22 protein-coding genes are annotated in these 25,978 nt (G+C 55.3%); 10 read left to right on the forward strand and 12 right to left on the reverse strand.

What is annotated here, in order from left to right; all coding sequences use genetic code 11:
• Window positions 1-14 precede the first annotated feature (14 nt).
• From ACIQ20_RS00725 to ACIQ20_RS00740, 4 genes are all read left to right on the forward strand, one after another.
• The gene (locus tag ACIQ20_RS00725) at window positions 15-1,226 is read left to right on the forward strand and encodes an acetyl-CoA C-acetyltransferase (protein ID WP_395776439.1); all 1,212 of its coding nucleotides are present in this window, start codon (window positions 15-17) and stop codon (window positions 1,224-1,226) included.
• 100 nt (window positions 1,227-1,326) lie between these two features.
• Entirely contained in the window at window positions 1,327-3,528 is a 2,202-nt protein-coding gene (locus tag ACIQ20_RS00730; RefSeq protein WP_395776441.1) for a 3-hydroxyacyl-CoA dehydrogenase NAD-binding domain-containing protein, read from the forward strand.
• A gap of 168 nt (window positions 3,529-3,696) precedes the next feature.
• On the forward strand, window positions 3,697-5,619 hold the full coding sequence (cobT, locus tag ACIQ20_RS00735) for a cobaltochelatase subunit CobT (protein WP_395776443.1): 1,923 nt from the start codon (window positions 3,697-3,699) through the stop codon (window positions 5,617-5,619).
• A gap of 102 nt (window positions 5,620-5,721) precedes the next feature.
• Window positions 5,722-6,240: a hypothetical protein gene (locus ACIQ20_RS00740; protein ID WP_395776445.1), complete on the forward strand. Its 519-nt coding sequence runs from the start codon at window positions 5,722-5,724 to the stop codon at window positions 6,238-6,240.
• A 41-nt stretch (window positions 6,241-6,281) separates the two neighbouring features.
• Here ACIQ20_RS00740 and ACIQ20_RS00745 read toward each other — a convergent pair whose 3' ends face one another.
• Together ACIQ20_RS00745 and ACIQ20_RS00750 are read right to left on the reverse strand one after the other, a co-directional pair.
• Entirely contained in the window at window positions 6,282-7,631 is a 1,350-nt protein-coding gene (locus ACIQ20_RS00745) for an amidohydrolase family protein (RefSeq protein ID WP_395776447.1), read from the reverse strand.
• Window positions 7,631-9,121: an amidohydrolase gene (locus ACIQ20_RS00750; RefSeq protein WP_395776449.1), complete on the reverse strand. Its 1,491-nt coding sequence runs from the start codon at window positions 9,119-9,121 to the stop codon at window positions 7,631-7,633. Before ACIQ20_RS00750 ends, ACIQ20_RS00745 begins: the two co-directional genes overlap by 1 nt.
• A gap of 138 nt (window positions 9,122-9,259) precedes the next feature.
• Between ACIQ20_RS00750 and ACIQ20_RS00755 the strand changes: the two genes are divergently transcribed.
• The 3 genes from ACIQ20_RS00755 to ACIQ20_RS00765 all read left to right on the forward strand — a co-directional run bounded on the left by ACIQ20_RS00755 (window position 9,260) and on the right by ACIQ20_RS00765 (window position 13,562).
• Window positions 9,260-11,098: an ABC-F family ATP-binding cassette domain-containing protein gene (locus tag ACIQ20_RS00755; RefSeq protein WP_395776451.1), complete on the forward strand. Its 1,839-nt coding sequence runs from the start codon at window positions 9,260-9,262 to the stop codon at window positions 11,096-11,098.
• A gap of 279 nt (window positions 11,099-11,377) precedes the next feature.
• Window positions 11,378-12,394 (forward strand): hypothetical protein, encoded by a 1,017-nt coding sequence (locus ACIQ20_RS00760; RefSeq protein ID WP_395776453.1) that lies wholly within the window; start codon window positions 11,378-11,380, stop codon window positions 12,392-12,394.
• 79 nt (window positions 12,395-12,473) lie between these two features.
• The gene (locus tag ACIQ20_RS00765; protein WP_395776455.1) at window positions 12,474-13,562 is read left to right on the forward strand and encodes a DUF2336 domain-containing protein; all 1,089 of its coding nucleotides are present in this window, start codon (window positions 12,474-12,476) and stop codon (window positions 13,560-13,562) included.
• On the opposite strand, the gene ACIQ20_RS00770 is transcribed toward ACIQ20_RS00765, so the two are convergent.
• The 3 genes from ACIQ20_RS00770 to ACIQ20_RS00780 form a co-directional block, all read right to left on the reverse strand.
• Complete coding sequence (locus ACIQ20_RS00770) at window positions 13,559-15,163, reverse strand: peptide chain release factor 3 (RefSeq protein ID WP_395776457.1); 1,605 nt, start codon at window positions 15,161-15,163, stop codon at window positions 13,559-13,561. The two genes, ACIQ20_RS00765 and ACIQ20_RS00770, sit on opposite strands and share 4 nt — an antisense overlap.
• A 129-nt stretch (window positions 15,164-15,292) precedes the next feature.
• Window positions 15,293-15,679, reverse strand: coding sequence for a hypothetical protein (locus ACIQ20_RS00775; protein WP_395776459.1), 387 nt, complete (start codon window positions 15,677-15,679; stop codon window positions 15,293-15,295).
• 49 nt (window positions 15,680-15,728) lie between these two features.
• Window positions 15,729-16,070: a DUF1491 family protein gene (locus ACIQ20_RS00780; protein ID WP_395776461.1), complete on the reverse strand. Its 342-nt coding sequence runs from the start codon at window positions 16,068-16,070 to the stop codon at window positions 15,729-15,731.
• A gap of 100 nt (window positions 16,071-16,170) precedes the next feature.
• On the opposite strand from ACIQ20_RS00780, the gene ACIQ20_RS00785 reads away from it, so the two are divergent.
• Window positions 16,171-16,953: a hypothetical protein gene (locus tag ACIQ20_RS00785; protein WP_395776463.1), complete on the forward strand. Its 783-nt coding sequence runs from the start codon at window positions 16,171-16,173 to the stop codon at window positions 16,951-16,953.
• On the opposite strand, the gene ACIQ20_RS00790 is transcribed toward ACIQ20_RS00785, so the two are convergent.
• Complete coding sequence (locus ACIQ20_RS00790; RefSeq protein ID WP_395776465.1) at window positions 16,950-18,308, reverse strand: sensor histidine kinase; 1,359 nt, start codon at window positions 18,306-18,308, stop codon at window positions 16,950-16,952. The two genes, ACIQ20_RS00785 and ACIQ20_RS00790, sit on opposite strands and share 4 nt — an antisense overlap.
• Window positions 18,309-18,469: 161 nt before the next feature.
• Between ACIQ20_RS00790 and ACIQ20_RS00795 the strand changes: the two genes are divergently transcribed.
• On the forward strand, window positions 18,470-19,570 hold the full coding sequence (locus tag ACIQ20_RS00795; protein ID WP_395776467.1) for a hypothetical protein: 1,101 nt from the start codon (window positions 18,470-18,472) through the stop codon (window positions 19,568-19,570).
• Window positions 19,571-19,577: 7 nt separating this feature from the next.
• Window positions 19,578-20,009 (forward strand): SufE family protein, encoded by a 432-nt coding sequence (locus tag ACIQ20_RS00800; protein WP_395776469.1) that lies wholly within the window; start codon window positions 19,578-19,580, stop codon window positions 20,007-20,009.
• 5 nt (window positions 20,010-20,014) lie between these two features.
• Here the strand turns inward: ACIQ20_RS00800 and ACIQ20_RS00805 are convergent, their stop codons facing one another.
• The 6 genes from ACIQ20_RS00805 to ACIQ20_RS00830 form a co-directional block, all read right to left on the reverse strand.
• On the reverse strand, window positions 20,015-20,356 hold the full coding sequence (locus ACIQ20_RS00805) for a helix-turn-helix domain-containing protein (protein ID WP_395776471.1): 342 nt from the start codon (window positions 20,354-20,356) through the stop codon (window positions 20,015-20,017).
• Window positions 20,357-20,467: 111 nt separating this feature from the next.
• Window positions 20,468-20,857 (reverse strand): DUF4345 family protein, encoded by a 390-nt coding sequence (locus ACIQ20_RS00810; RefSeq protein WP_395776473.1) that lies wholly within the window; start codon window positions 20,855-20,857, stop codon window positions 20,468-20,470.
• A gap of 114 nt (window positions 20,858-20,971) precedes the next feature.
• Window positions 20,972-21,445, reverse strand: coding sequence for a DUF2269 family protein (locus ACIQ20_RS00815; RefSeq protein ID WP_395776475.1), 474 nt, complete (start codon window positions 21,443-21,445; stop codon window positions 20,972-20,974).
• A 184-nt stretch (window positions 21,446-21,629) separates the two neighbouring features.
• Window positions 21,630-23,276, reverse strand: a complete 1,647-nt coding sequence (gene groL, locus ACIQ20_RS00820; RefSeq protein ID WP_395776477.1) for a chaperonin GroEL — start codon at window positions 23,274-23,276, stop codon at window positions 21,630-21,632.
• Window positions 23,277-23,313: 37 nt separating this feature from the next.
• Window positions 23,314-23,604 carry a co-chaperone GroES gene (gene groES / locus ACIQ20_RS00825; protein WP_395776479.1) on the reverse strand — a complete coding sequence of 97 codons (291 nt, stop codon included), beginning with the start codon at window positions 23,602-23,604 and terminating at the stop codon, window positions 23,314-23,316.
• 184 nt (window positions 23,605-23,788) lie between these two features.
• A complete protein-coding gene (locus ACIQ20_RS00830; RefSeq protein WP_395776481.1) occupies window positions 23,789-25,963 on the reverse strand; it encodes a prolyl oligopeptidase family serine peptidase in 2,175 nt (724 codons plus the stop codon).
• Between the last annotated feature and the right edge of the window lie 15 nt (window positions 25,964-25,978).

The following is a 25,978-nucleotide window of genomic DNA, read 5'->3' on the forward strand; positions in this document are numbered from 1 at the left end:
AAGGGAGCGCCAAAATGGCCGAAGCATTTATCTATGACGCAGTCCGCACCCCCCGGGGTAAAGGTCGCAATACCGGTTCGTTGCATGAAGTAACGGCTTTGAGCCTTGCCACCCAAGCCTTGCAGGCCATTCGGGACCGCAACAATCTGGACACGTCCAAAGTCGATGACGTCGTTCTGGGCTGCGTGAGCCCTGTAGGCGAACAAGGCAGCGACATCGCGCGCATCGCCGTGCTGAACGCTGACTATGCCGAAACCACCGCTGGCGTGCAGATCAACCGCTTCTGCGCTTCGGGCCTGGAAGCCTGCAACATGGCAGCCGCGAAAGTCATCTCCGGTGAAGCTGATATGGCAATCGGCGGTGGTGTTGAAAGCATGAGCCGCGTGCCCATGGGCTCTGACGGTGGCGCTTGGGCCTCTGACCCCTCCATCGCGATCAAGTCCTACTTTGCGCCACAAGGCATTGGTGCAGACACGATTGCCACGAAGTACGGCTTCTCACGCGATGACGTCGACGCCTATGCGGTTGAGAGCCAAAAGCGCGCTGCAACCGCTTGGAAAGAAGGCCGCTTTGCCAACTCCATCGTGCCGGTCAAAGATCAAATGGGTGCCATCATCTTGGCCCATGACGAGCACATGCGCCCTGACACTACCATGCAGAGCTTGGCCTCGCTGGACGCCAGCTTCATCGCCCAAGGCACTATGATGCCAGGCTTTGATGCCATCATCCAACAGCGCTATCCAGAATTGGAAGCCATCAATCACGTGCACCATGCTGGCAACAGCTCTGGCATCGTTGACGGCGCTTCGGCTGTTCTGATCGGCAATAAGAAAATGGCAAAGGCCACGGGGATCAAGCCACGTGCCAAGATCGTTGCCATGGCCTCGATCGGCTCAGAGCCTTCGATCATGTTGACAGGTCCAGAATTTGTAGCCCGTAAGGCACTCGCTAAAGCTGGCATGAAACCAGAAGACATTGACCTTTATGAACTCAATGAAGCGTTTGCCTCGGTCGTCCTGCGCTTCATGCAGGCCCTAAACATCCCACACGACAAAATCAATGTGTGCGGCGGGGCCATCGCCATGGGTCACCCCTTGGGTGCGACCGGCGGCATGATCCTCGGCACCGTGCTGGATGAGCTTGAGCGCACTGGCAAAGAAACCGCCCTGATCACCCTGTGCGTCGGTGCAGGTATGGGCACCGCCACCATTATCCAGCGGGTTTGAGGCCCACCTAACTTGTGGCGCGGGCAGCCCAGCTGCCCGCTTTCTGGCGTGCCGCCTGCCCCATGGGGAGGCCAAGACCCTGAATTTTGGAGATAGTCTTATGGAAAATTTCAAAACCAACCTCGATGCCGATGGCGTGTTGCACATCGCGTTTGACGTTCCCGGTAAGACCATGAACACCATCACCGGTGGCGTGATGAAGGAAATGGGCGAATTGGTCGCTGAGATCAAAGGCAATGCCGCGATCAAAGGTGCCGTGCTTTATTCCGGCAAAGACAATGGCTTCTGCGCTGGCGCTGACCTCGGTGAAATCGGTAGCGGCAGCATGGATGCCGACAAGAAGCTGTCTGAAGATGAGAAGCTGAAGAAGTCGTTCGAACAGGGCTTTGGCCTGAACCGTTCGCTACGCGCGCTTGAAACCTGCGGCAAGCCAGTTGCTTGTGCGCTTGAAGGCCTGGCACTTGGCGGCGGTCTCGAGATCGCGCTGGCCTGCCACTACCGCGTAGCAGCCGATAATCCAAAAATCCAATTCGGCTTGCCAGAAGCCAAAGTCGGACTGCTGCCTGGTGCTGGTGGGACCCAGCGTCTGCCCCGCTTGATCGGTGTGATGAATGCCATGCCGCATCTACTGCAAGGTGCAAGCATGAACCCACAAGAAGCCTTGAAAAAAGGTGTTGTTGGTGCGGTCGTGCCAGCGGGTGAAACTGTCGCAGCAGCTAAGGCTTGGGTGCTGGCCAATCCAACGGCAGTCGCGCCTTGGGACGTTAAAGGCTACCGCGTGAAAGACGGCCCATACTCCCCCGGCGGCGGCATGGCCTTTGTCGGCGGCAATGCGATGTTGTCGAAGACCACTTACAGCAACTACCCCGCCCAAAAGGCGATTATGAGCGCCGTGTTTGAGGGCATTCAAGTGCCAATGGATGCGGCCTTGCGCATTGAGACGCGCTACTTCTTGAAAAATATGGCAAGCCCATCTGCGAAAGCAATGGTGCGCTCGCTCTTCTTGTCGACCCAAGCATTGGCCAAGGGCGCCAACCGTCCTCAAGGCTTTGACAAATATGAAATCAAAAAGGTCTCCGTTCTGGGTGCCGGCATGATGGGCGCAGGCGTGGCCTATGTCCAAGCGATGGCTGGCATTGAGACGGTGCTGATCGACCAAAGCCAAGAGGCTGCTGAAAAGGGCAAGGATTACTCCAAGAAATTGCTCGACAAGGCGGTCTCTCGCGGCAAAATGAACCAAGAAAAGGCCGATGCCGTCTTGGCGCTCATCACACCGACCACCGACTATGCCCACGTCAAGAAGTCGGATCTGGTCATTGAAGCCGTGTTTGAAAACCGCGAAATCAAAGCCGATGTGACCCAGAAGGCCGAAGCCATGATGGGCCCTAATGCTGTGTTTGGTTCCAACACCTCAACCCTACCGATCACGGGCCTAGCGACCGCGTCCAAGCGGCCCAAGAACTTCATCGGCGTCCACTTCTTCAGCCCTGTCGATAAAATGGGTCTGGTTGAAATCATCATGGGCAAAAAGACCACCCAAGAAACCTTGGCCAAGGCGGTCGATTACGTCTTGAAGATCAAGAAGACCCCGATTGTGGTCAATGACAGCCGTGGCTTCTACACCAGCCGTTGCTTTGGCACCTATGTGCAAGAAGGCCAGGAAATGTTGGCCGAAGGCATTAAGCCAGCCATCATTGAAAATGTTGGTCGCATGACCGGTATGCCGGTTCCGCCTTTGTCCATGGCCGATGAAGTTGCCCTCGACCTTGCCTATAAGGTCGGTCAGCAAACCAAGAAGGACCTTGGCAACAAATGGGTGGCGACGCCTAGCCAATTGATCATTGAAGAAATGGTCGAAGGGCTTGGCCGCTTTGGTCGCAAGAACAAAAAGGGCTTCTATGACTATAAGGAAGATGGCACCAAGGCGATCTGGCCAGGCCTGACCTCGGTTGTGGCAACCAAAGTGCATGAAGCTGATCCTGCCATGGTGAAGGAGTATAAGAACCGCCTTCTCTATCGTCAGGCCCTAGAAACTGCGCGTTGCTTTGAAGAAGGCGTCATCACTGACCCACGCGACGCCGACATCGGCTCCATCCTCGGCTGGGGCTTCGCCCCTTACACCGGTGGCACTGTCAGCTTCATGGACGGCATCGGCATCGCCAATTTCGTTGCTGAAGCCGAGCGCTTAGCCAAGAAGTACGGCCCCCGCTTTAAGCCAAACAAGCTCTTGAAAGACATGGCGAAAAACGGCGAAACCTTCTATGGCCGCTTTAGCGGCGAGGCTGCGAAAAAGGCAGCTTAAGGGGCTATCACTTTTGTTTACTTCAGGAAGGGCTACCTCTCAGGTGGCCCTTTTTGGTTTACGAAGAACACAGTTTGTAACACACGTCAGCGATGGTCGCTCAATTACTGAAATCAACGCAGACAGAGGCGTGACAGGCACACGGCTCCGGCTTATGTCAGTCTTACGATGGCGAGCAAAGAAACCCCTCAAGACGTTTTTAAACGTGTGATCACCCATACGGCGCGGGCCCTGTCGCGTACCGAGGAGGTGGAAGTGAGTTTCTCTGCCGATGGGCCGAGCGTTTCAGGCAATCGCATTGGCCTACCCCATCCGGCGCGCGCCTTGGGCGAGCAAGAAGTATCGCGACTGCGTGGTCACGCGGATGCTGCCGCCCTGCGCCTCGCCCACCATGATTTAGCCGCTCACACTGCCGCTATGCCCGAAGGCCCGCGTGCCCGTGCGCTCTATGAAGTAGCCGAGAAGGCCCGCATTGAGGCGATTGGCGCCTTGGCCATGCCGGGTGTCGCTCAAAACCTGACAGCAGCTTTGGTCGAGACGTGCGAGAAAAAGGGCTATGCCCGCATGATGGACCGCCAGACTGCCCCTTTGGCCGATGCATTGGGCTTGTTGCTGCGCGAACGCTTAACCGGGCTTGCCCCGCCTGAATCCGGGCGTGGCATAGCCGATCTGTGGCGTGATGAAGTGCAAGCCAAAGCGGGTGAGACAATTGACCGCCTGATTGAGCGCCTGTCAGACCAAAAGGCCTTTGCCGAAGTCACCCGCGATCTTATCCGCGACCTCGATCTCGGCGATGAACTAGGGGCAGAGCCTGACCCATCCGATGAAGATGGCGAAGAGCCCGATGGTGCAGACCAGCCCCCGCCTGATCCCAATCAAAATGAGGATCAACAGGAAGAAGGCGGCGAGCAGCAGGAAGATACCCAGCGCGGTGAGTCGCAAGGCAGCGAGCAGGAAGATGTGCAAGTGCGCGTGGAGGCTGATGATAGCGACGCGCCCGATGATGATGACAGCGAAGTCGATGAAGGCACCACCCCCGTTCGACCAAACTTTAAGCCCGGCGACGGCGATGGTTTTGTCTATAAAACCTACACCAAAAGCTTTGATGAGACGGTGGGTGCCGAAGAACTCTGCGACGGGGAAGAATTGGCCCGTCTGCGCAGCTATCTCGACGCCCAACTCACCCAATTGCAAGGCGTGGTGGGACGCCTCGCCAATCGCCTACAACGCCGTTTGATGGCGCAGCAGAACCGCAGCTGGCAGTTTGATTTAGAAGAAGGCGTGCTGGATGTGGCGCGTCTGTCCCGAGTGGTGACAGAGCCTTTGGCCCCCCTAACCTTCAAGATGGAAGATGACACCAATTTCCGCGACACGGTGGTGACGCTTCTGTTGGATAATTCAGGCTCCATGCGCGGCAGACCGATCATGATTGCCGCCATCTGTGCCGATATTTTGGCCCGTACACTCGAGCGCTGTGGCGTGAAAACCGAGATCTTGGGCTTTACCACCAAGGCATGGAAAGGCGGACAATCGCGCGATAGCTGGATGAAGGCGGGCAAGCCCGCCAATCCCGGTCGCCTGAATGATCTGCGCCACATCATCTACAAAAGTGCGGACGCACCTTGGCGTCGGGCTCGGCGCAATCTGGGACTGATGATGCGCGAAGGCCTGCTGAAAGAAAATATCGACGGCGAAGCCTTGGACTGGGCGCATGATCGCTTGCTCGCTAGGCCCGAACAGCGCAGGATCCTGATGGTGATTTCAGACGGTGCGCCGGTTGATGACAGCACATTGTCTGTGAACTCCGGAGCTTACCTTGAACGGCATTTGCGCGACACCATTGCCAAAATCCAAGATTATAGCCCGGTTGAACTGATCGCTATCGGCATTGGTCATGATGTGACCCGCTATTATCGTCGGGCCGTGACGATTGTGGATGCAGAACAATTGGGCGGGGCGATCGTCGATAAGCTCGCAGAATTGTTCGAAGAAGAGCCAAAGGCCGCAAAAATGGCACGCGGCAAAACCGGGCCAGCAGCGACCAGCCCAGCGCCATCTAGCAGCCGCATTGGGTCCCGGCCCGTGCGGTGATGCGAGTTAGGTTTTAATCATAATGTAGCCTGCCATAATCAAATTGACGATTTTCACATCCTAAAATATTGTTTCCTGCTAGTAGTAACTTCGGGAGGGTGCATGAAGTACGTTGTCGCAACAATTGGCTTGGTTTACGCAATTTCAGCCCTACCTGCGCTTGCAGATCCGCCCAAGGGCTTTGCAATAGCCAGCTTCAATAAAGCTCAGGTAATTAGTCTAAATGTCGAAGGGAAGAGGTTTGTTCGAAGGGTAAAATCAGATCGAATTAGCTTCACCTGTCTCAATTGCCGAGGCACGGAAAGCGTTGACCTCAATTTGAGTAAGAGCAGCGATGGAGCAGAAGACCGCTTTAGGTCTGGGGAAAACTCGATTGCTAAGATCGAAGCGGGATGCAAATCACGTGATCCCGCTTGTTCCATCGAAGCTGTATCGATTTATGGTGCAGTAGGATGGGTTTCAAGCACCGGTTTCGGGAGATTTGGCCTGAGCATGACGTCGCTTTTCAAAAATGGCGATAAGCTGCAAATTCAATCGATCGCTGAAACACGCGAGGCGGCATTGACCAATGCAAAGGCTGCATTAGACCAACTTGCCCCAATTATTGTTGGCAAGGAGTAAGAGACAGATGGGCGTCCGACGGTGAACGCGCCTTCGTCTCATTAATTCCGATAAGCAGGCCGAGCGATGCCGTCTGCGCTGGGCTTATAGCGGGCGGCGAGTTCGGTGGAGCGGCTGGTCATGGGTTGTGATTGCCCAGCTATATAGACTGCTGTGGGATAGCTTTGACCTTCCAACGGATCGCCCGACCAGATTACCACATCGGCGGCTTTGCCCACTTCAATCGAGCCAATCTCTTTTTCCGCGCCCCAGATCTTGGCTGGGTTCAAGGTGATGGCGGCCAAGGCTGCTTGATAAGGCAGACCATGCGCGACAGCGGTGCCTGCATTCATACGGCTTTGCCGCAGATTGTTATAATCGCGGCTGCCCATGATCGAGACTTGAACGCCCGCTTGATAGAGAATTTGGGCATTGCGCAAATGGGTCCCCAGTGTCTCAAAGCTTGCTGGCAGAGCGGCTTGGGCGTCGATGATCACTGGCACTCTTGCCGCCGCCAATTCAGACGCTACGCGCCAACCTTCTTCAGCCCCTTCGAGGACGATGGACAGGTTTTCCTCCTTGGCGAGTTTCAAGACTTGGCGAATATCATTCGCGCTTGACACCCGGATCAGCAAGGGAGACTTCCCTTGTACCACTGGCACCAAGGCTTCCAGATCAAGGCGGCTGACCATCAATTCGCGTCCCTCTCCCTTGTCATAGAGGGCGCGATTAGCGGCAAAATGGCGCACGTCTGCCAAGACGCGTTTCAATATGATCAAAGAGGCGCCGCGAGAGCCACCTGCCGCTGCGGCCGCCGACTCCCCAAATTCCAACACCATACCAGCATTGGTTTTGAAGATCAGGTCGGGCGAATTGGCAGAAAGACGTATGCCAATGCTTTGACCTGCAAACAAGGTTGGATCGTCTTGCTCGTGCCCGCCAGCGGTTTGAAAGGCACTATCGTCATGCGCATGGGCCCCATTGCCAGAGCGGCCGGCGACCGGGGTTAGGAATGCCCGCGTCACACCATTAAGGCGGGCAAGCGCAATTGTCGGCGCATCGGGATTGACGCCTGCTGCGGGATTAAATGCAGCACCAATCTGCCCACCGGCCCCATCATCGCGCGTAGACGGCACTTGCTCGATCTCTGAGATGCCAAGGCTTGTTGTAGCGGCCACCAGACCAGGCGTCACCACGGCACCTTTTGCATCGATGATGTTTGCGCCCTTGGGTATAGCAACCGATGGGCCAACGGCGACAATCTTGCCATTGTCCATAACCAATGTAGCAGATGCTAGCGTGCCGGTGGGGCTCACGGTCTCGATCTTTGCATTGATGATCGCGATGGGGTCGGCGCTTGCGAGAGCGGGGGCTGAAACGGCCAAAGCGAGGACTAGAGCAACAGGTTTCATTATTTTTGCTCCAAGCTGGGGCGACCAAGGTCAAAATCTGAGCGGGCATGGGTGGCCGGGTCGTTACGGTCATAGGCAATGCCGCCGTCAACATAGACGGTTTGGGCAAGGGCGAAGGTGGAAAAGGGATCACGATCCCATAGAACAATATCGGCCATCTTCCCAACTTCCAGAGAACCGGTCTTTGCCCCAATGCCCATGGCGCGCGCGGGGTTCGCGGTGATCCATTTGATGGCATCCAATCGGGACACTGGAATACCTGCGCGGGCTGCTGCCCCCATTGCTAGAGCGGCTTCTTGATTGAGATGTTGGGTCATGGTGGCGTCGTCTGAGTGGATGATGGTGCAGGCACCATGCGCCTGCAAGATACCGGCATTTTCGGCGATCCCGTCGAGGGATTCCATTTTAAAGCCCTGCCAATCGGCCCAAGTCGCCGCGCAAATATCAGCCTCTTTTAAGACTGGTGCGAGTTTATAAGCCTCCGACGAATGGTGGAATGTCGTGATTTTATAGCCAAACTCCTTTGCCACATCCATCATGAGAGCCATCTCATCGGCACGATAACAATGGTTTTGAATGAGGATATCGCCGTTGAGCGCCCCCGACAGCGTTTCCAGCTTCAAGTCGCGTTTAGGCGGGTCACCGGCTGTTTCACCGGCCGCGACTTTGGCCCGGTAGTCGTTCCACTTGCGATTATAGTCCGCCGCATCAATCCAGGCGCGCCGCGCAACCGCAATATTGCCCATGCGGGTCGACGGGGAACGTGAGCGCGAACCATAGACGCGCTTTGGGTTCTCGCCACAGGCCATTTTAAGGCCGTATGGCGCACCGGGAAACTTCATGCCTTGCTGTGTGATAGCTGGCACATTCTTGAGCGTCACCGAGCGGCCGCCAAACAAATTGGCTGAGCCTGGCAGGATCATCAGACTGGTGATGCCGCCTTCCCGCGCCCGATTAAAGCCGGGGTCCTGTGGCCAGATCGAATGTTCAGCCCAGACTTCAGCCGTATTCGGATCAGTGGCTTCATTCCCGTCGGAATTGGCTTGCACGCCGGGACTTGGGTAGACGCCCAAGTGTGAGTGAATATCGATAATGCCAGGGGTAACAAACCTGCCCCGCCCGTCAACGCGCCGTGTGCCGTCTGGGATCGCGACATCTTTGCCAACCGCGACAATCTTGCCTTCGGAGAACAAGATGGTGCCATCTTCAATTTCCTGGCCCGCAGCTGTCAGGATTGTGGCCCCAACGATCGCCGTCGGAACACCAGGTAACGCCTGATATGTCGAAGGGAATGGATCGAGTGCACCATGGCTGTCCATGCCCTTCGCCAAAGGTTTAGATGTGGCTTTGGGCTTGGCGGCAGGCTCAGAGCTTGCCGTCGCGGTCGCTTGAGCGGCGGAGGTTGTCGCGCACCCCGCTACCAATGTGACGGATAAAGCCAGGGCGATAGCTGAAGCAGATAGAATTGAGTGGCGCAAAATCACGAGCATTGCCTTCGGACTGACGATTTAAGTTAAGTCAGGCAACACGAAATCGTGTTTTCGCACAAGAGCGATCCAAGTACTTTCGCAGTGTGATCATGCTCCTATCTGCGTGGCGACCTTGACCTTCGCACGCAGCATAGACACTTGCCACGGATGAGCCGAGATATTGTCATCCAACTCAAAGATATCGCATTGAAACGTGGGGGTGCGCCCGTGTTTTCTGGGGTGGATCTGACGCTGCGCCGTGGTGAGCGGGCCGCCCTTGTCGGTGCCAATGGGGCCGGCAAATCGACCCTCATGTCGGTTTTAGCGGGTCAGCTTGAGTATGATTCTGGAGAGCGGGTGGTTTCAAACGGCACCCATGCCGCAACCCAGACCCAAGAACCTGACTTTAGCAATGCGACAAGTTTGCTTGAGTGGGCGGCACAAGACGTGCCTCATGACCGAGATGAAGCTGCGCGCTTGGCCGCTGCGGCCGCGGAATTGCACAGTTTTGGTCTATCCCCCGACCGCCCTGTGGCGGGGATGTCGGGAGGCGAAGCACGCCGTGCATCCCTTGCTCGAGCGTTAGCCGCAGACCCCGATCTATTGATGTTGGATGAGCCGACCAACCACCTCGACATCTCAGCTATTGAAGAACTCGAACGGCGATTGAAACAATTCTCAGGCGCAGTGCTGGTGGTCAGCCACGACCGTGCCTTTCTGTCTGCCATTTCGACGTCGTGCCTGTGGCTGCGCAATGGTGTCGTACGACGCTTAGATGCACCCTTTTCTAAGTTTGAGGCTTGGGCGGCGAGCATCGAGGAACAAGACCGCAAAGCACTGGAAAAGCTGGATAAAACTCTCGAGGATGAAGCCCGCTGGTTGGCACGAGGCGTGACTGCACGTCGCACACGCAATGAAGGTCGCTTGCGCCGTTTGATGGACATGCGCGAAGCCCGCAAGGGCCAAGCGGCCTTAGTGCGCAAAGACACAGCTGCCCTACAGGCCGACACCGGCGGCACATCGGGTAAATTGGTTTTTGAAGCTAAGGGCGTCTCAAAAGGCTTCGCCGGACGCGGCGAAATCATCAGGAACCTGGACCTTCGTGTTGTCCGGGGCGATCGTTTAGGTATTGTCGGACCGAACGGTGTGGGTAAGTCTACCCTGATCAAAATGCTGGTTGGCACCTTAGAGCCCGATGTCGGGACAACCCGTATGGGCAAGAATCTAACCATCGCCTATCTTGATCAATCGCGCGCCGCCCTCGACCCTAAAGCAACTTTGTGGGACACCTTTGCTCCGGCTGGAGGCGATCAAATCATGGTGCGCGAAAGGCCCAAACACGTCGCGGCCTATGCCAAAGACTTTTTATTCGACAGCCGTCACTTGCGCCAACCAGTTGGTTCTTTCAGCGGTGGAGAGCGCAACCGGGTGCTCTTAGCTCTAGCACTGGCAAAGCCATCCAACGTGCTTGTGTTGGACGAACCGACCAATGACCTCGACATGGAAACCTTGGATGTTTTGGAAGATATGCTGGCCGAGTATGACGGCACAGTAATCTTGGTCAGCCATGACCGCGCCTTTCTCGACGGCGTTGTGACAGCCACCTTGGCACCGCGCGGGGATGGTACTTGGCTTGAAACGCCCGGCGGCTGGACCGATCTTGTGCGTCAGGGCATACCCATTCTTGGCCATCTGCAGACGTCTAAAGCAAAAACAAATGCTGCCCCAAGCGCTGAGCCTGCTGCTAAGGCAGCAAAGAAACTTTCATACAAAGACGAACGCCGGTTGAGCGAATTAGAAGCGCTGATCCCAAAACTGGAGAACCATATCGCGCAACTGGAGGATATCTTAAACGACCCCAATCTCTACAGTCGCGATCCGGCCCGTTTTGACAAGACATCGGCACAAGCTGTGCAAACCCGCGCGCAGCTACAAGCCAGTGAAGACGAGTGGCTAACTCTGCTTGAACTCAAAGAATCCTTGCTGGGCAACGCATAAATCTGCGAATTGGATCCAAACTTAATTCTACCTTAACCGACGCACGGCACCGATATCTCCTATATTAGGAGAGAGTATATGCGTGCGCGTGTTTTCGCTTTCTGGCTGGCTTTTGCCACTGCCAGCACCAGTTTTGCCCAGAATGCTGCTTATTCACAATTTCCGGCGGCATCGGCAACTACATGTGCAACTGCTTGTACAAGCGACAGAATGTGTGCGTCTTGGTCATTTGGCGGCTCCGTTCCGAGGGTTGAATCAACCAGTCGTCGCAGCCGGAATATGGGCCCCCAACCGCGCATGTGCGCGCTCTCAAAATCCTTGACCCCTGTTCGTCAATTAGGCTTCGAATCAGGCCTTCCCCGCAGATCGGGTGCGCTGACACCTGGCGGGCGATATGCAGATGGCCTGGCCAATTATGAAGTTCGCCCAGCACCCTGGTTAGATCCAAACGCGCGCCTGCCCCAGCCAGTTTTGGCCTACAATCAAGGGGCACCCATTGCACCGCCTCCCGCGATGGTGCCAGCATCGGCTCCGTCTGCCGGCAGGGTAGATTTTATGCCCGCACAGCCTAATGCAGCTCCTACTACTGCCCAGTCTGCACCCGCTGAATTGAGCGCGCCTCGGGCAGGCGCGCGCGGCACACCGCGTCAGCAGTCTGCGGCGGAAGTAGCAAGACCTGCACCGCAATCCTATTCTGGCTCGCGACCTATGAATAAGGCACCGTCCGCTGTCGCAACACCACCGCCAAGCGTGCCACCGATGAGCTATAGCCCAGCACCAGAGCCGATGACTGCACCGCAGCAAATGCAAAGTCAGGTCGCACCACAACAGGCGACGGATTTAACAAGCTTTCGAGGAGCTGACGGCATGGTTGATGCTGCGGCCATGCGACGGTCTCAAATCAATTCCGCCCGCGCGAGTGGCCAACCAGCTTATGCTATACAGCGCGAATGGGAAGCAGTGGAAGCAGAACGTCAACGGGCAGTTGCCAAAGGTGAAGTTCGCGCAGACCCGCTAGCAGGGACTGTTCCAGTTCCGGAATCGCCGCAGCCAAAATCAACGCGGTCTAGCCAAAGTTATGAACCCAACGAGTCTGAACCGCCATACGATAACGGCCAACCTGATTCAGGAGCACAGAAACCTACCAGTAGAGCCAAGGGTGCGCGGGGAACCCCGCGAGCGGAGCAATCCAATCAGGCCCGCAAAAGTGCGTTGGCTGACGTTGCACGTGAGCGCGCGCGTAACCCATCCTTCATCGACCGGGAGCCCCGTTTAAGCGGTGGTCCTGGTGGGTAACCTCAGACATTTTGATGAATTCCGACCATCAAATATTTACGCTTTTCCTGTAGAACGGGTGTAGGAATGGGAAACTGAGATGCAAGTTGGCGAAAGATACGCTAAGCTACTGGAAGTTGCGAGCGAGAGCTCCAGCGAAAAACGTCGCGTGCTTCTCAATGAAGTTACTGACTTATTCTTTGACTCTCACGAAAACCATAGCCCCCTAGAAACAAAGCTTTTTGGTGACCTGATTTCTAAGGTTGCCTACGAACTCGATACTGAAGTTCGTAAAGAGCTAGCCCAGCGTTTCTCTGGTGGCGAAGCCCCACGTACACTCGCCGTGATGATGGCGAACGACGAGGAGATCGGCATAGCCGGTCCAATTCTGCGTCGTTCAACATCACTGACTCAAGATGATCTGATCCGCGTTGTAGAAACACGTGGCCACGCGCACCAAATGGTCGTCACCCAACGTCCTGACGTCGGTGAGCAGCTGTCAGATGCACTGGTCTCGCATGGTGATGATATAGTGGTCGCCTCTTTGGTTAGCAACCAAACAGCCAAGGTCTCCGACGAGACTTTCGACAGGATTGTTGATCGCGCGGCCAATAACCCTGATCTGCACCGTCCAATATCCCAACGCAAAGTCATCTCGCCAGAGCATTTGAACCGTCTTTACACAATTGTGGAAGGCCCAATGCGGCGCGAAATTCTTGAACGCAATTCAGAGTTCACTGAAGAGGAAGTTGAGCGCGCCATGCGCCGCGCCCAAACGCGGGTCGCGATTGTCAACGGCACGCTACCTGCTGACTTTGAAGCGGTTCAAAAGGAATTCTCTAAAGAAAAAGCGAGAAACGCTGTCAACCGAGCTATGTTGCCCACCATGTGGCGCAATGAGCAATCCACAAAGTTCATGATTGCCTTTGGCGATTTCACGGGCCTTGATTATTTCCAAACCGCGCTCTTGTTTGAGAAAAAAGATATCGACACGATGGCAATGGTTTGCCGGGCTGCAAACTTTGAACGAGCCTTGTTTGTGACAATCGCAGTTCTGGTGCTGGGCAATGACGGCATGGGACAGGCCCAAGTCCTTGGCAATATGTATAATGATGTACCGCCAGAAGCAGCCCAACGGGCCATTCGCTTCTTGCGTTTACGGGCTAATGTGTCAGCACAAGCTGCTTAGATCATCCGTTCGCGTACGTTGGTAAAGCGGATTTTCGGAAATTTCTCCGCGACATAGCCAATCTCCCAAGTATTCTTGGCTAAGAAGACCTCCGCGCCGTCCAAGTCTGTGCCCATGCCAGCCCGGTTGCGATCAGCAAACTGCTCTAGGTCTGATGCACTATCAGCTGCGATCCAGCGCACGCCATTGAATGCGCAAGTCTCAAACACAACTTGCAGCCCATATTCTGCGGCTAGGCGTTCGACCAACACGTCAAACTGCAAGGGGCCAACGGCACCAACAATAAGATCTGAACCAAAATGAGGACGGAACAATTGCGTGACGCCTTCCTCGGCCAAGGATTCCAGCGCCTTTTTCAAATGCTTGGCCTTCAAAGGGTCTTTGACCGAAGCGCGCCGCAAGATTTCCGGGGCAAAGTTCGGAATGCCTGCAAACTTTACTTGCCCGGTCTCTGACAAACTGTCCCCGACGCGCAGGACGCCATGGTTCGGCACACCAATCACATCCCCTGCCCAGGCTTCGTCAGTGATCTCGCGATCTTGGCCAACGAACATGAGCGGTGCATGCACGCCAATCTGTTTCCCCGATCCTGTCTTTAAGCGCATGCCGCGCTGAAACTTGCCGGATGCTAGCCGCACCATCGCAACACGGTCGCGGTGCGCTGGATCCATATTAGCTTGAATCTTAAAAACGAAGCCTGTCACCTCATCCCGGTCCGCTTGGACTTGGGTTTCGACCCCTTTGTCCATCGCCTTTTGGTCACGTGGCGACGGCGCATAATCTCGCAGCCCATCTAGCAGTTCGCGCACACCAAATTGACGCAGAGCGGAGCCAAAGAAGACTGGTGTCATGTGGCCCTCGCGGTAGGATTCAAGGTCAAATGCTGGATATCCACCTTGTACCAACTCGGCGGACCCACGCAGTTCTTCCATCTCGGCTTGGCTCAAGACTTCAGCAATTGCATTCGATGCCAAGTCGATCTCGTCATGCACCAAGGGCCCTGCGTCGCCAACTTGTGGACGACGGAACACGGTAAAGCGATCATTGCGCAGATCTACCATACCGCGGAACCGGTTGCCCGAGCCTTGCGGCCAGAAAATAGGGGCTGGATCAAGGGCCAACTTTGACGCCACTTCATCCAATAACTCCATCGGATCTTGGGCTTCGCGGTCCATCTTATTGATGAAGGTCAGGATGGGAATATCGCGCAAACGACAAACTTCAAACAATTTCAAAGTCTGTGGCTCAATCCCCTTTGCGGCGTCGAGCACCATCACCGCCGAATCCGCTGCCGTCAGCGTACGATAAGTATCTTCAGAAAAGTCTTCGTGGCCAGGGGTGTCCAAGAGATTGATGATGCAATCATCATGCTCGAATGTCATAACCGAAGCGGAAACCGAGATGCCGCGTTCGCGCTCAATCTTCATCCAGTCTGAACGCGTACGGCGCTGCTCGCCACGGGCGCGCACAGCACCAGCGGCACGAATAGCGCCACCCATCAACAATAGATTTTCTGTAAGCGTGGTTTTGCCGGCGTCAGGGTGGGAGATAATAGCAAAGGTGCGACGGCGCTTAACTTCACGCGCGAGTTCGGCTGACATGATCGAGGCCTGACTAAGACGAATGGACAAATTGGGAAACGGCTTAAAAGTTCAAGCCTTTGAATCCCTCGTTTAGCTGAGGCCTCACCACAATTAAAGGCTTTAGAGCAATGCCTGCCGATCTTCAGCTTAAGCCGCGACGGATTGCCAGACAGAGGTGTTGATGATGCCTGAGGTCAATCGTCCAGCATCTTGTTGGGCTTTAAGACTGCCCAATGTAGTCAACGATACAGTTGCCAACCGAAAACCGACTTCTTGTGGTCGCTTGCACTTTGGGGGCGCGATGAACAGGATCGCGTTGGCGTTGCTGCGGCTGGCAATTAACCAAGCCAAAGCGGCGGCCTTTTGCGCAGACTCTGCTGCTAGGTTCGGCATTTCCATAATTGCTGTTTGCACGGCCAAGATAGAGTCGTTCAGCGTGTAGTGCGCTACAGCGGAGGACGGGATGCCGGCGTTGATCGCAACTTCAGCGTTGCCAGTTATCGTCAGAACGCGGTCATTGAACAGAAATAGCATACAGGTCTCTCCAAGCGAGGAGTTCACCATAACGCGCTTGTGTTAATAATCATTCCACACGCTCAACGAGAAAGCTTCTGCCTAACTTGTCTTCAATCTCAACAATCCAAACATCTTGATCTTGGGATGCACGTTTAGACAAATAAGCATCAATAGAAGGCTCATCCGGACCCGCCGTTTTTCCAGTCAAATCAAGATATAGGCGCTCTCCCGCTCCGTCGCGGGCTGGAACCAAGAGACGTGCGGTGCCATCTAAGTGCGCCACCTTAACTAAGACAGCACCTGCGGTATCGTCGCCCCGCCGCACAACAATGCCCGCCGCGCCTTGGGTTTGCGCTGTGCGTAACAAGGCTTGAACCCAGATATCGCTGCGAAGTTCGCTGTTGCTCATAGCTTTTATTGCACCGTGCTTAATCGAAGTGAAAGAGAGGCTGCTGTAGATTAAGCGCATGACCTTGTTTCAAAGAGCCTTTTTCTGTCTAGCGGTGCTCATGCCAGTCGTAAGTCACGCCCAAGTGAATGGACTGGAACGCAGTTATGCCGAACGGATGGCAATGCGCGCCATTGATGAGCGCTGCCAACTTTTAGAAACCGGGCCTCGCCGCGCGTTAGCCGGCTTTACGGCGCAAGCGCGCGGCGCTGCTTTACGGTCCGGATCCAGCACCCAGCGACTCGATATGATTGCCGGTCAGGCTAAAACAGCTGCTGTGACAAGGCCCTGTCGTGATTCTGCTGTTCAGAGCGAAGCCCAGCGCGTCATCGCGGCGCATAAGGGCTGGCGCGCTCAATTAACAGGGACCTATCCTGGGCTTGCGCGCAGCTGGAAGGTCGACCGGGGTGGCAAAGACATCTGGCGCGCATTGCAAGACACAGGCGGTGCGACGCAGGCTGGCCTGATTGCCAGCGGCAATGGCTTGAGTTTTGCTGTCGAAACGCCCGATGTTGCGGCATCTGGTGCCCGGCTATTCTTACGAGATCTATCTAAGCTTGGTCCGCCCCAGCCGGGCCGAACCTTAGTGCCCCCATTGCGCAATGGGACGTCGATTCATGTTGCCGCCTCACGACAACCAGCAGCGACGCGTGCCCGCGTTGAGTCTAAGCCAAGAGCAGGGACTTTGTTTGTGTTTTCAGACGCCACAACGCGGGCAGTGCTGAATGCCGATCCACGCGATACGTTTGAGATTGAGATCACCAGCCGATCTGGCACCGTGACCCGCCTCTTGGTCGAAGTTGGTGACCTCGTCGCGGCCTTTACTTTCGCCGCTGAGTTCTAGGCTTCTGGTTGCCCAAGATTTGCCAGGGGCAATCCGACCTTTGCGGTAGTACCAAGCCCAAGCGTGCTTTCCAGCCAAAAGCGCCCCCCCTGCAATTCCGTCAAACGCTTGACGACCGCTAAGCCCAATCCAGAGCTGCGCACCACCCGACTGTTGGCCCGGCTTTGATTATCGCCCTGTGCCCAAGGTTGTCCAATCCGAGCAAGGTCCGCCGGGCTGATGCCTGCCCCATCGTCAGCAATTTCCAAAATGGCTTGGTCAGCCGTTTGATCCAGACGAATGCGAAGCGTTACCGAGCCGTCTTTTGGCGTGAACTTAATCGCGTTGGACACCAGATTGAATGCAATTTGGCGCATCGCGCGCGCATCGCCACGCACGGTCACAGGTAATCCAACTTCGTGGCGGATCTGCACGCCAGCCGAGCGGGCCGCCCCACTGGACAAAGCAGTCGCCTCAAACAAAAACTGGTCAAGGCGGATATCTTCCAAATGGACTTCATACCGGCCGGCCTCGATTTTTGAGATGTCGAGCAGGTCTGAAACCAAGTCAAGCAAATGGCTGCCGCTGGTATGAATCAGGCCAGGATAATCCTCATAGCCCTTGGGCAGTGGGCCAAATATGCCTTCACGCATCGTATCAGCAAAACCCAGTATCGCATTGAGAGGCGTACGAATTTCGTGGCTCATCTCAGCCATAAATCTTGCACGGTCTTGTGTTTCAGCTTGGGCAACGCGGGTTTCGGCTTGAGCAGCATCACGGCTGTCTAACGCCTGTTTGGCCATCTCGCGTGCGGTCTGGCGTACCTTATGGATTACGCCCCCCGCCCGAGCACAAATCGCCAAGGCCAGGGCAGACGTCGTCCAGATCACCAAAAACTTTGCGATCAATGGCACCCAAGAACTTGCAGCAAAGTTGGGGCCAGCAGGTAAAAGCGGTGTTAGAATCAGCAAGGCCGCCATCGCACACAGGCTGGCTGAAATGCCAGTGACAAGCGTGACGCCTGCAGCCGCTGCTGCTAACAGCGGCCAGATAACAGCGGCAAGAGCAAAGTCGGGGGTACCGCTCTCGAGGCTACCCAAGCCTAATGCCGCTCCGGCCCAGAGGATAGGAATGATCACCGCTTGGCGTGCTTGATTACTGTAGGAGGTGATCAGAAATGCGGCCATTGTGCAAAAAGCCACGCAAGACAGGCCAAGGATTAAACGTGGCTCCGCCAGCCAAATGGCATAAGCTAGGGTGAGCGCTGCGAGGGCCGCGCTGCTGCCGCTGGCCCATTGCGCAGGGGTTAGCGGTTGGTCCGATACGAACCAAGCCTTCTCGCTGCTTTCAGAATCAGCCAAATTTGGATGTTGCATTGTGTCCACACAAACTTGTAACCGACGGGCTGTCGAAAGTCGCCTCAGTTCGCGTGAGAGGTGAAGTTTAGGAGTTTTGGCCGATCTTGGTTGCGATTTATTCAGACACCCTCTGCCATAAGGTGTAAGTGCAGGCAGTGGGGTGCCTAAAGGAGATAGATATGAGCAGAAAGTGGCTCGCATGTGTCGTTGCGACACTGTTTGTCAGTGCAGGTCTGGCCATCAGTGTAGATGCCTCCGCCCAACAACGTCCCAAGGCCAGTGCAAAAAAAGTCAGCGCTAAGAAGGCCACGGTGCGCAAGGCACCTGCCAAAAAAGCACCAATAGCGAAGGTAGCGCCTGTCCCCACCGTAAAAGCGGCTCCAGTAGGCCTTGCCATTCCTGCTGGTGCTAACACGCTTGGCGCTCATGCTGCCCTCTACGCGGCCTATGCAGCCGACGTTGAAGCGCTGACAATCGGTTCGATCACCACAGGTCGCGCCCTTACTTTGTCTACAGAACGTATCGCGCGCCACTTAAACTCAGATCGGCTAGCCCTTGGCGTCGTTGCTTATGGGGCAACTTGGGCCGCTACGCAGGACGAGTTTGTGAATGAAGTGCGCAAATTGGAAACCCGGATGGGTCGCGATGCTTTGATCACCAAATTGCGAAGCGAGATTGCGTTTGCACGCAGCATCCCGGGGGGAGAGCAAGCGGCTCTTATCGCTGCGCGCGCTATTCTGGCCGATGCGTCCAAGATCCAAGAAGAAGGAGATGCCTTTAAGCAAGCAGCCTATGATTGGCAAAAATACGCTTGGGCCAAAGCAAGCACAGCTGATTCAAAGGCAAGAAATGCTGCTCTGCGCACTCTGGTCGCCCCTGTTCCAGCTCCAGAGGCGGCGATCACCTTGTCTGCCTTGCCTGAGGCTAGTATCTCGGCTCAAGCTACTCTAGCGCGCGCCACTTCTATCCAACGCAGTGTGCGCCTCTCTAATCAAGCTTCACGCGATGGTGTGACCTTGCCAGAGCCCATTCGCGCTTGGTCGCCGATTGATCGTATGGTGTCACTCGCAGCTTTGTCCGCCATTGGCGGGCCTGTGGACCGAAAAGAAGACACCGAAGCCCTGATGCGCGATCCCCGCCTTGTAAGCTGTGTGAACTCCTCGCGTTTGAACATGCAAATGTGCAATGCAGCCACAAAACAGCCCTATGAGCGTTCCTTCTGCTTGGCTGAACATCCTTTAGGGGAAATCGCCAAATGTATGGCCAAAACCGTTCGCTGATTAGACCATGAATGATCCAAGGCTCAAAGAGCTCATCGAAGAATTCTCCTTTCTGGACGATTGGGAAGAGCGGTATCGCTATGTGATCGACCTTGGCCGCGCTCTGTCCCCTTTGGAGAAGTCTGAGCTGGTCGAGATTGCAAAAGTGCGTGGCTGTGCCAGCCAAGTTTGGCTCGTTTCTGCCACTGCGCCAGAGACTGGCTTGATTGAGTTTAGAGGCCAGTCAGATGCGGCCATCGTCCAAGGCCTATTGGCGATTTTGGTGCGGATGTATTCAGGACGGCCTCCATCTGAAATTCTAGCACTCGACGCGCAAGCAGCCTTTCAAGCTTTGGGCTTGGGCGACGCGCTAACGCCACAACGCTCCAATGGCCTTAAAGCCATGGCCCAACGCATGCACGACGTAGCCCGCGATGCCTTAGCACGGTCGCTGGCCTAGGCGGCCTAACGATCCAGAGGCAAACGTGGGGCTGGTGCCGCCCGCAAGCCCGACTCAAGCTCGTCCAGCATGTCACCAGCTTTTGAATCATCGCGTCGATCCTCGTTTAAATGGCAAGCGAAAGCCCCCGTCGAACGGTCGCGCCCAAAGGCCACTGCAACACGGTGCAGGCTCATGCCAAAGGCAACATGGGTCAAATACATTGCGACTTGGCGCGCAAAGGCATGCTGGGCTGTCCCACGCACGGGTACCAACAAATCGGCCTTTATTCCCAAAGCAAAGGCAGCGGCATCACAGGCAAAGCCGACCCGTGCGCAATCCAACTGGTATTTCTCGTCTGGCTTCATATCTGTCCCACCTCGGTCAAGGTGCCAAGAATGGCAAGTGCCGAGAGAGGTGAGGATGAACGAGAAACTATCCCCCAGTCAGCCTGTCCAAGCCGACAGGGTGGATCAGTCTCAAGCCGACTTGCTTACGGGTTGAAATGCACGAAAGCCGACGAACAAAATCGTCAACATAATCACTTCAATCACCATAGGGGCTGGGGCAGTCGGGGCCATGCCATCGAGCGCCAGGCTTACAAAACGCCCGGTCAAAGCAAGTCCAATCATCACCATAGGCACCAACAATGCATCCGCCCGTGTTTTCCAAGCGCCATAAAGCGCAAACAAGGATGCCCCGATGAAGAAACCTGTAAAGTCGGCTCGTATTGTGGCCAGGCCTTGTGAACCGATTGGCGACAAGAAGAAGGCTGCAGCCAATTTGGCAGGCTGCAGCAAAAAGCCCAGACCAATAACAAGATTGAAGAGCCCCAAGATAAGGACCAAGCCGCGGACGATTGTTTTCATATGTTTCTCTCCCTGAACACAGGCAGACCTAACCGGATTGAAGATGTTTGCAAAGGTCCGGGCTTTGGGTGGCGCGAACACGGTCCGATATCGCCATTCGGAGAAGCTTGCCCTTTAGGGTTTGAACACCATCAGATAGAGAATGATCAATAAGGGTATTGTCGCGATCAGGCCGATGGTTATCCACCATTTGGCATCGCGCCAATAACTATCGGGAATGTCACCCGTTTCCGCAAAGTGCTTTGCCGCCCGGCTCTGGCGGATTTGGAGCGGGATCAAGAAAATCATCCAAAGTAGGCCCGCCACAATAAACCAGAAAACGCTCCAACTGAGCCAAGACACCTCAAAGAGTGGCCATTGCCCCATCCATGATATCCCAATGCCCCCAACCAATGTCAGCACGATACCAGGTAGGGTAAACAACCAGTCGGCAATGATCACGGCGCGATTGGCAAAAGCAATCTGTTTGGCATCCTTGGTCATGTCGGCCAAGACTTTCCAAAACGCAGTGATCGTGATGTTGCCGGCCAAAAGGATTACGCCCAAAATATGCGCATAAAGAAGGACTTGGTAGAGGGTAAAATTCAAAGTGTAGCCTTCAGTACGGATGTGATCTGGCAGATGCCATATTGGTAATCAGACACGCGACAAACACAAGCCCTAGCATCAATATCGATCCATTGACCTTTTGGCTGCCTTTTGGCGACAAACAAAAAGCGCGGCCCGTTGCCGGACCGCGCTCGTTAGATTTGGTAGTTGGCGAACGGACTTCTTAGAAGTCCATGTCGCCCATGCCGCCCATGCCACCTGGCATGCCGCCTGGTGCGCCGCCAGCGCTCTTCTTTGGCGCTTCAGCAATTGTGGCTTCGGTGGTGATCAACAAAGACGCAACCGATGCTGCGTCTTGCAATGCGGTACGGACGACCTTTACCGGGTCGATGATGCCAGCAACGATCATGTCGACATATTCTTCGGTTTGTGCGTTGAAGCCGAAGGATACAGTATCGTTCTCGAGGATTTTGCCAACAACGATCGAACCTTCGACGCCTGCATTTTCCACGATCTGACGGATCGGGGCTTGCAGAGCCTTACGCACGATATTGACGCCTGCTTCTTCGTCGTCATTGATGCCTTTAACTGTGATGGCACGTGAAGCGCGCAACAGCGCACAGCCACCACCAGCAACAATGCCTTCTTCCACAGCTGCGCGAGTTGCGTTCAGCGCGTCATCCACGCGGTCCTTACGTTCTTTCACTTCAACTTCGGTTGAACCACCGACTTTAATCACAGCAACACCGCCGGCCAGTTTAGCCAAACGTTCTTGCAGCTTTTCACGGTCGTAGTCAGAGGTGGTTTCTTCGACTTGACGCTTGATTTGCGCGATGCGGCCTTCGATGTCAGCCTTTTCACCAATGCCATCCACGATGGTTGTGTTTTCTTTGGTAATGGTGACCTTCTTGGCGCGGCCCAACATCTCGATGGAAACAGTTTCCAACTTGATGCCTAAGTCTTCGGAAATCACTTGACCGCCGGTCAAAATCGCGAGGTCTTCCAGCATAGCTTTACGACGGTCGCCGAAGCCAGGAGCCTTCACCGCAGCGACCTTCAGGCCACCGCGCAGTTTGTTGACGACCAAAGTCGCCAAGGCTTCGCCTTCAACGTCTTCTGCGATGATCAAGAGTGGACGGCCGGATTGGACCACGGCTTCGAGGACTGGCAACATGGGCTGCAAGCTCGACAGCTTCTTTTCGTGGATCAAGATCAGTGGATCGTCGAGCGAAACTTCCATCTTGTCAGCGTTGGTGATGAAGTATGGCGACAAGTAACCACGGTCGAACTGCATGCCTTCCACGACGTCCAATTCGGACTCGAGGCTCTTGGCTTCTTCAACGGTGATGACGCCTTCATTGCCGACTTTGCTCATGGCTTCAGCAATCATTCTGCCGATTTCTGCTTCGCCATTGGCCGAGATGGTGCCGACTTGTTCGATTTCAGAGTTCGACGAAACCTTTTTGGCCGAAGCTTTGAGGCCTGCAACAACTTCGGTCACAGCTTTGTCGATGCCGCGCTTCAGATCCATCGGGTTACGGCCCGAGGATACAGCCTTCATGCCTTCGCGAACGATGGCTTGAGCCAGAACGGTTGCGGTGGTGGTGCCGTCGCCAGCGGTGTCGTTGGTCTTCGAAGCCACTTCGCGCAGCATTTGTGCGCCCATGTTCTGGAACTTATCTTCCAGTTCGATTTCCTTCGCGACTGAAACGCCGTCCTTGGTGGTGCGTGGTGCGCCAAAGGACTTTTCGATCACCACGTTGCGGCCCTTAGGACCCAAGGTGACTTTTACGGCGTTTGCCAAGATATCAACGCCCTGAAGCATGCGGTCGCGTGCGTCAGAGCCAAACAATACGATTTTTGCAGCCATGATAGGTGCCTTTCAGAGTTTTAAAGAGGAGGAAGATTTAGGATTCGAGGACGCCCATGACGTCGCTTTCCTTCATGATCAGAAGGTCGTCGCCGTCGATCTTCACTTCCGTGCCAGACCATTTGCCAAACAAGATGCGATCGCCGACTTTCAAGTCCATATCGATGCGCTCGCCATCTTCGTCGCGGGCACCTGGGCCAACCGCAACGACTTCGCCTTCTTGTGGCTTTTCTTTGGCGGTGTCTGGGATGATGATCCCACCTTTGGTTTTGGTTTCTTCTTCAACGCGCTTAACCAGCACGCGATCGCCAAGCGGACGAAATGCCATTTGACTTGCTCCCTTTGAGGATTGTCAGGTTTCAGAAAATGAGTGTCGTCCAATCGGACAGGCGACGCGCTTTAGCACTCGCCTTGCCCAACTGCTAACACAGGGAGCAGGTAGGGATGACCCTTCGGCCTGTCAACAGGTAACGGGCTGAAAAAAGTGCAGATCGCTTAGCTTGAATGCAGATCTATGTGCGCGGTTGGAACCGAGCAGCGCCAGCTCGCCACAAAGTAAAGGCGTATTCGTCAGCCGATTTTGAATCGATCTGTTCGCGAGTTGAGCCCATGCCATGGCCTTCATCAAACGTAACGCGCATAATGATGGGCTTTTTCTGCTTGGGCAGCGCTTGCAGACGAGCGGCAAGCTTGCCGCCTTGATGCGGCCCGACACGTGGGTCTGTGATTCCTGTGATCACCATGACAGCGGGGTAAGCGACATCATCCTTCACGTTAAAATAGGTGTCCATCGCAATCAGATTGCGATAATCCTCTGCGACTGAAGGGTCCCCAAATTCTGGGAAATTGCCAGGTCCGTTTTGCTCAACTTCTGAACGCGAGAGGTTGACGCAGCCCACGTCACAAATGACCCCAGCAAACAAATCAGGCCGAGTCGTCATGGCCCGCCCTACAGCAACGCCACCAGCGGACGTGCCTCGAATTGTCAGCTTCGACGGACTGGTTAGGCCACGTGCGATCATATCCTCGCAACAGGCAATGTAATCATTCCATGTATTGGATTTGGTGGCCTTTTTGCCCGCTTCATACCAAGGTCGGCCAAAATCACCGCCGCCGCGCACGCTGGCGAACATAAAGATGCCACCCTGCTCCATCATGGCCAGCGTCCGCAAATTGAGGAAGGGCGTGTTGGAAATTTGATAGGCACCGTAGGCATCCGCCAAACACGGGGCGGGGCCCCGCTTGGTCGCATTCTTGGCTGATATGACGACATAGGGAATTTGGGTGCCGTCTTTGGCCTTCGCGAGGAAGCGTTGGCTCTCGAATAGTGACAGGTCAACGTCGGGCTTTGGCGACAAACCTGTATTCGAGAAGCGATTGGCTTCTGGGTTGTAATTCCAAATGCTATTGGGCTGAAGCCAACCACCTAAAAGTACATCAAGGCCTGGTCGAGTTGCACTGCCAAACAGCCCATAGATCCCCGCATCAAACGGCATGGTTACGTCAGTTAGCGTGCCATCTTTGCCCAGTCGTCGTAGCCGTTGTGGGCCTCCATCCATAATCTGGATATAGAGCCCGTCAGAGGCAGCGCCTATGCTTTCAATCGGGTTTTGGCTAGCAGGCACAACTTCTGTTGCGCTTGCCAAACTGGGGGCGGCAAGGTTAAGCGCCAACACGCGACCCAGTGGACTCTCCTTCTCGGAGATAAGGTAGAGTGTCGAGCCTGAGTGCGCGTAGCCCGTGATCTTGTCATCCTGTGCGCAGATTTTCGTCCAATCAGGGTTGCCTTGAACGATCCCATCAAGTGTCGCGCTCCAAATGCTGACTTCGCGGCGAACCCCATCAACGCCGAGCAAGAGCGCAAACTTTGAATCGTCACTGGGCAAGACGATTGGAACTTCAACTTCAGTCAGGTCCGTAATCTTATTGAGGCCATAGGTTGCGATCTTTAAGTCATCCTTTGTGTCTTGGCCCAATTTGTGGAGCCAACAGACCGACTTCATGAAATATTCTGGTGTGCCGGGTACAGTCTTGTCCGACAAACGATTGAGAAAGAAACCTGAAGAATCGGGCAGCCACAAGGCAGGACCAAACAAGGCGCGCTCAAATACCGCGGTTAAGGTAACTCCATCAGCCACCCGCAAGATACGTCCAACAGATTCTTCCGATCCAGCTGGAGATGAGCCATAGGCAACGTGGCGGCCGTCTGGAGATGCCCGCCACCAGTCGAGCGAGATATGGACCCCGTCCTCACCCTTCAGCGTGTTCGGATCAAATAGAACGCGGCGCTGACCGTCCGGGCCTTGAACCTCTAGGCGGACACTGCTGGCTCCCACTGGGCGCACCGTTAGGAACAAATGGTCCCCTGCCCGCTGAATATCACGCACAGCCTCGGTGCCACCCGAAAGACTCGCAACACGCTTCTCAAGAGCGGCCCGCCCAGGAATTGCATCCAAAACATGCCGGGCATAAGCCCCCTGCCCTTTGGCGTAAGGCACCCATTCAGGGTCTTTGGGATTCTCCATCCAACGGTATGGGTCGGTTGTGGCGATGCCAAAGCGGCTCATCACAACCGGTTCGACGCGGGCCACTGGTGGCCGAATAGCGGCAAATGCCGGCTGAAATCCGACGAGTCCTGCACCCGCCATTGCACCTGCGCCCGCAAGCAGCTTCCGCCTTGTCGTCATAATCCACCCCACTCA

Source organism: Aquidulcibacter sp. (genome assembly GCF_044346625.1).
Taxonomy (GTDB): domain Bacteria; phylum Pseudomonadota; class Alphaproteobacteria; order Caulobacterales; family Aquidulcibacteraceae; genus Aquidulcibacter.

Coding starts and splice junctions, on each gene's coding strand:
- ACIQ20_RS00725 (WP_395776439.1), top strand. CDS start 15: ATGGCCGAAGCATTTATCTATGACGCAGTCCGCACCCCCCGGGGTAAA.
- ACIQ20_RS00730 (WP_395776441.1), top strand. CDS start 1,327: ATGGAAAATTTCAAAACCAACCTCGATGCCGATGGCGTGTTGCACATC.
- cobT (WP_395776443.1), top strand. CDS start 3,697: ATGGCGAGCAAAGAAACCCCTCAAGACGTTTTTAAACGTGTGATCACC.
- ACIQ20_RS00740 (WP_395776445.1), top strand. CDS start 5,722: ATGAAGTACGTTGTCGCAACAATTGGCTTGGTTTACGCAATTTCAGCC.
- ACIQ20_RS00745 (WP_395776447.1), bottom strand. CDS start 7,631: ATGAAACCTGTTGCTCTAGTCCTCGCTTTGGCCGTTTCAGCCCCCGCT.
- ACIQ20_RS00750 (WP_395776449.1), bottom strand. CDS start 9,121: ATGCTCGTGATTTTGCGCCACTCAATTCTATCTGCTTCAGCTATCGCC.
- ACIQ20_RS00760 (WP_395776453.1), top strand. CDS start 11,378: ATGGGCCCCCAACCGCGCATGTGCGCGCTCTCAAAATCCTTGACCCCT.
- ACIQ20_RS00765 (WP_395776455.1), top strand. CDS start 12,474: ATGCAAGTTGGCGAAAGATACGCTAAGCTACTGGAAGTTGCGAGCGAG.
- ACIQ20_RS00770 (WP_395776457.1), bottom strand. CDS start 15,163: ATGTCAGCCGAACTCGCGCGTGAAGTTAAGCGCCGTCGCACCTTTGCT.
- ACIQ20_RS00775 (WP_395776459.1), bottom strand. CDS start 15,679: ATGCTATTTCTGTTCAATGACCGCGTTCTGACGATAACTGGCAACGCT.
- ACIQ20_RS00780 (WP_395776461.1), bottom strand. CDS start 16,070: ATGAGCAACAGCGAACTTCGCAGCGATATCTGGGTTCAAGCCTTGTTA.
- ACIQ20_RS00785 (WP_395776463.1), top strand. CDS start 16,171: ATGCCAGTCGTAAGTCACGCCCAAGTGAATGGACTGGAACGCAGTTAT.
- ACIQ20_RS00790 (WP_395776465.1), bottom strand. CDS start 18,308: ATGCAACATCCAAATTTGGCTGATTCTGAAAGCAGCGAGAAGGCTTGG.
- ACIQ20_RS00795 (WP_395776467.1), top strand. CDS start 18,470: ATGAGCAGAAAGTGGCTCGCATGTGTCGTTGCGACACTGTTTGTCAGT.
- ACIQ20_RS00800 (WP_395776469.1), top strand. CDS start 19,578: ATGAATGATCCAAGGCTCAAAGAGCTCATCGAAGAATTCTCCTTTCTG.
- ACIQ20_RS00805 (WP_395776471.1), bottom strand. CDS start 20,356: ATGAAGCCAGACGAGAAATACCAGTTGGATTGCGCACGGGTCGGCTTT.
- ACIQ20_RS00810 (WP_395776473.1), bottom strand. CDS start 20,857: ATGAAAACAATCGTCCGCGGCTTGGTCCTTATCTTGGGGCTCTTCAAT.
- groL (WP_395776477.1), bottom strand. CDS start 23,276: ATGGCTGCAAAAATCGTATTGTTTGGCTCTGACGCACGCGACCGCATG.
- groES (WP_395776479.1), bottom strand. CDS start 23,604: ATGGCATTTCGTCCGCTTGGCGATCGCGTGCTGGTTAAGCGCGTTGAA.
- ACIQ20_RS00830 (WP_395776481.1), bottom strand. CDS start 25,963: ATGACGACAAGGCGGAAGCTGCTTGCGGGCGCAGGTGCAATGGCGGGT.